Origin of the sequence: Streptomyces sp. SID11385, assembly GCF_010548245.1 — a bacterium.
In the GTDB taxonomy this organism is placed as follows: domain Bacteria; phylum Actinomycetota; class Actinomycetes; order Streptomycetales; family Streptomycetaceae; genus Streptomyces.
On sequence record NZ_JAAGLR010000439.1, the window covers coordinates 1 to 4,413 of the forward strand.

Genomic DNA, 4,413 nt, shown 5'->3' on the forward strand with positions numbered 1-4,413 from the left:
CGCGGGGAGCGCGTCGCGTAGAGCCCGGCGCCGGCCGCGAACCACAGCACGCCGTGGTTCGCCGCCCGGCTCAGCCGGGGCAGCACCTGCTCGGCGCCCGGCCAGCGGTGGGTCGCCGCGACCCGGAAGACGGCGGAGTCGAGCGTGGTGAGCCGGTCCCGCCAGGGCGAGGGTGTGACGTCTGCGGTCATGGCGCACACGTACCCCGACCGCCCCGCCTCACCCCTGGCGACCTGCGCGGGGCGCCCGAAATGAGTTTGCCCGGCACCCGGACGGACGCGGACAATGCCCGGCATGGGACATCTCGAAGCCGGTCACGTGGAGTACTTCCTTCCCGACGGGAGGCCGCTGCTCGGGGACGTGTCGTTCCGTATCGGCGAGGGCGTCGTCGCCGCGCTCGTGGGTCCCAACGGGGCGGGCAAGACGACGCTCCTGCGGCTGCTCTCCGGGGAACTCCAGCCGCACGGCGGCGCGGTCACCTCCAGCGGCGGGCTCGGCGTCATGCCGCAGTTCGTCGGCTCCGTGCGCGACGAGTCCACCGTGCGCGACCTGCTCGTCTCCGTCGCCCAGCCGCGTATCCGCGAGGCCGCGCGCGCCGTGGACGCGGCCGAGCACGCGATCATGACCGTCGACGACGAGGCCGCCCAGCTCGCCTACGCGCAGGCCCTGTCCGACTGGGCGGAGGCGCGCGGGTACGAGGCCGAGACGCTGTGGGACGTGTGCACGGTCGCCGCGCTCGGCATCCCCTACGAGCAGGCGCAGTGGCGCCAGGTGCGCACGCTCTCCGGCGGCGAGCAGAAACGCCTCGTGCTCGAAGCGCTGCTGCGCGGCCCCGACGCCGTCCTCCTCCTCGACGAGCCGGACAACTACCTGGACGTGCCGGGCAAGCGCTGGCTGGAGGAACAGCTCGAACAGACCCGCAAGACCGTCCTCTTCGTGAGCCACGACCGCGAACTCCTCGCCCGCTCCGCGCGCCGCATCATCAGCGTCGAGCCCGGCGCGGACGGCGCCGAGGTGTGGACGCACGGCGCCGGTTTCGCGACGTACCACGAGGCGCGCAAGGAGCGCTTCGCGCGGTACGAGGAACTGCGCCGCCGCTGGGACGAGAAGCACGCGCAGCTCAAGAAGCTCGTCGTCGACATGCGGCAGTACGCGAGCCGCAGCGACGAGATGGCCTCGCGCTACCAGGCGGCGAAGACGCGGCTGCGCAAGTTCGAGGAGGCGGGCCCGCCGCCCGAGCCGCCGCGCAAGCAGGAGATCACGATGCGGCTGCGCGGCGGGCGCACCGGGGTGCGCTCCGTGACGTGCGAGAAGCTCGAACTGACGGGGCTCATGAAGCCCTTCGACCTGGAGGTCTTCTTCGGCGAGCGCGTCGCCGTCCTCGGCTCCAACGGCTCGGGAAAATCGCACTTCCTGCGGCTCCTCGCGGGCGAGGACGTCGCGCACACGGGGACGTGGAAGCTCGGCGCCCGCGTCGTCCCCGGGCACTTCGCGCAGACCCACGCGCACCCCGAACTGGAGGGCCGCACGCTCCTCGACATCCTGTGGACCGAGCACGCGAAGGACCGGGGCGCCGCGATGTCACGGCTGCGGCGCTACGAGCTGACGGGGCAGGCCGAGCAGCGCTACGAACGCCTCTCCGGCGGCCAGCAGGCCCGCTTCCAGATCCTCCTGCTCGAACTGGAGGGCGTGACCGCGCTCCTCCTCGACGAGCCGACGGACAACCTGGACCTGGAGAGCGCGGAAGCCCTCCAGGAGGGACTGGAAGCCTTCGAGGGCACGGTCCTCGCCGTCACGCACGACCGCTGGTTCGCGCGCTCCTTCGACCGCTACCTCGTCTTCGGCGAGGACGGCCGCGTCCGCGAGACACCCGAGCCGGTGTGGGACGAACGACGGGTGGTGCGGGCGCGGTAGGAGGGCGCGGGAGGCGGTGGTACGGGGCGGGACCGGGGCGGCTCGGGCCCCGTACGGCCGCGCCCGGCTCACCCCGCGGGGCCGCGCCCGGCCCGGCCCGTACCGCCTTCCGCGCCGAGGTGGCGTGAGACCGCGCGGGCCGTCGCGCGGACGGCCGGGAGGAAGGCGGCCGGCTCGAAGTCCTGGTCCGGGGCCACGACGGAGATCGCCGAGACGACGCCGCGCGCGTCGCGCACCGGGGCCGCGACCGTCCGCTGCTCACGGTCCGGCCAGGCGCGGCGGGCCACGACGTACCCGTCCCGCCGGATGCCGGAGAGGAGACGACGCAGGTCGGCGGGCGTCCGTACGCCGTCGCCCGCCTCGCCCGGCGGGTACGTCTCCAGCGCGCTTTCCTGCACCTCGGCCGGGGCGTGCGCGAGCAGGACGAGACCCACGCCCGTGCCGGTGAGGGACATCCGCCCGCCGACGCGGAAGAGCACGGGCCCCGCGTCGTGCGCCGAGAGCCGCTCCACGAGCAGCGCCTCGCCCTCCTCGCGCACCGCGAGGAGCACGTGCTGCCCCGTGACGTGGAACAGGTCCTCCATGAACGGCATCGCGACGGCGCGCAGCCCGTGGCCGCGCGGGGCGAGCGAGGCGATCTCCAGCAGGTGCAGCCCGATGACGAAGTCGCCGTCCTCGCGCCGTTCGAGCGCGCCCTCGGCGACGAGCCGGCGGGCGAGGCGGAGCGCGGTGCTGCGCGGCAGCCCCGTGCGCCGGGCGAGCGTCGCGAGGGACTGCGCCCGGTGGTCCGCGTCGAAGGAGCGGAGCAGCGCGAAGACCCGGGCCACGAGCGACGGGGACGGAGCCGGAGGGGAGGGAGCCATCACGGTCCTTCGGGCGGGGCGAATGGGCTGGCGGGGTGGCCCCAGCGTAGGAGACGGGTGCGGTGCCGCCGGGGGTGGCCCGGGTCCGCGCGGGGCCGGCGCGGTCGGTGTGCCGCTCAGTGGCACGGCGGGGGTCCCGGCGGGCCCGTCTCCCTACGCTCGCTGTCGGCGGGGGCAGGGCCGGGCCGCGAGGTCGCGAGGCCCGCCCCGGCGGCCGTACCGACTCCATGAAAGGCGGAACAACAATGGCGTGTGTCTCGACAGCCTTGATCGTCGGCGGAGGGATCGCCGGCCTCTCGGCGGCCGTCGCCCTCTCGCGGGCCGGGGTGAGCTGCGACGTACTCGAACTGGCCGAGGAGCCCGCCGGGGCCTCGCTCGCGCTCTCCGGGCGCGCCACCGAGGCACTCGCCGAGATCGGCGTCTACGAGGCGTGCGCCGCGCGCAGCACCGTCTTCGGCGACGACACGACCGCCGCGCACCACTGGGACGCGGCCGGACACCTCATCAGCGCGGGCCCGAAGCGCCCCACCTGGCCCGGCGCGAAGACGCCCCTCGGCGTGCACAGGCCCGCACTCCTCCGGGTCCTGGAGGAGACGGCCCGGGAGCTGGGCGCCACGGTGCGGCGCGGCGTGACGGTCCGTACGGCGCACGAGGACGCGGACGGCGTCGACGTCACGCTGACCGACGGGACGCGCGGCCGCCACGACCTCGTCATCGGCGCCGACGGCATCCGCTCGCAGACCCGCTCCCGCGTCTTCCCCGAGGCACCCGAGCCCGCCTACGCGGGCCAGTTCAGCCTGCGCTGGATGCTCTCCGGGCCGCCCGTCGACGGCGAGGGCTGGTACCTCGGGCCGGTCGGCAGGCTCGGCTTCTACCACCTGCCCGGCGACCTCATCTACGTACCGGCCGTCGTCGACCTGCCCGCGGGCACCCGGCTGAGCGAGGACGACACCTTCGCGCTCTTCACCCGGCTCCTCGACTCCTACACGGCCCCCGCCGTCGTCGAGCTGCGGCGCAGGCTGCGCCGGGACGCGGACCTGATCGCGCGGCCCTTCGAGTGGATTCTCGTGCCCGCGCCCTGGCACCGGGGCCGCACCCTCCTCGTCGGGGACGCGGCGCACGCGACGACCGCGCACATGGGCATGGGCGGCGGCATGGCGATCGAGGACGCCGCGGTCCTGGCGCAGTGCGTGCGCGCGGCAGCCGAACTGCCCGAAGCACTCGACGCGTTCACGCGCCGCCGCTACCCGCGGGTGTCCACGGTCGTCGAGACGAGCGTGACGCTCTCGCGCCTCGAACAGGAGGGGGCGGACACGTCGGAGAACATGGCGGTGCTCAGCGGGGCGTTCAAGACGCTCGGCGAGCCGTACTGACCGAAGGCGGGCCGTACTGACCGACGACGGGCCGTACGGAGCGTGGGCGCGGAGGCGGGCGTTCGCCTCGCGCCGTACCTTCCCGGGCCGGGCGCACTCCCGGTGCGGTGCGCGCGCGGGCGCGGCACAGTGGGGGAGTGGGTGGTGGCGAGGAGCGGGACGCGGGCGGGACCGGCGACGGGCCCGGCTTCCTCGCGTCCTCCCGCGCGGACTCCGGTTTCCCGCCCGCCCCGGGCCTGCGCGAGCGGCTCGCCGCGCGGGCC

3 protein-coding genes and 1 pseudogene are annotated in these 4,413 nt (G+C 75.2%); 2 read left to right on the plus strand and 2 right to left on the minus strand.

Features of this window, described 5'->3' with window-relative positions; translation table 11 throughout:
• Nucleotides 1-191: pseudogene (locus G3I42_RS13565) on the minus strand (phosphoesterase); the annotation flags it as partial.
• 103 nt (nt 192-294) lie between these two features.
• Between G3I42_RS13565 and G3I42_RS13570 the strand changes: the two are divergent.
• Nucleotides 295-1,914 carry an ATP-binding cassette domain-containing protein gene (locus tag G3I42_RS13570; protein WP_164285735.1) on the plus strand — a complete coding sequence of 540 codons (1,620 nt, stop codon included), beginning with the start codon at nt 295-297 and terminating at the stop codon, nt 1,912-1,914.
• A gap of 68 nt (nt 1,915-1,982) precedes the next feature.
• Here the strand turns inward: G3I42_RS13570 and G3I42_RS13575 are convergent, their stop codons facing one another.
• A complete protein-coding gene (locus tag G3I42_RS13575) occupies nt 1,983-2,777 on the minus strand; it encodes an IclR family transcriptional regulator (protein WP_164285737.1) in 795 nt (264 codons plus the stop codon).
• Nucleotides 2,778-3,022: 245 nt separating this feature from the next.
• Between G3I42_RS13575 and G3I42_RS13580 the strand changes: the two genes are divergently transcribed.
• Nucleotides 3,023-4,150, plus strand: a complete 1,128-nt coding sequence (locus G3I42_RS13580; RefSeq protein WP_164285739.1) for an FAD-dependent monooxygenase — start codon at nt 3,023-3,025, stop codon at nt 4,148-4,150.
• The last annotated feature ends 263 nt before the right edge of the window (nt 4,151-4,413 follow it).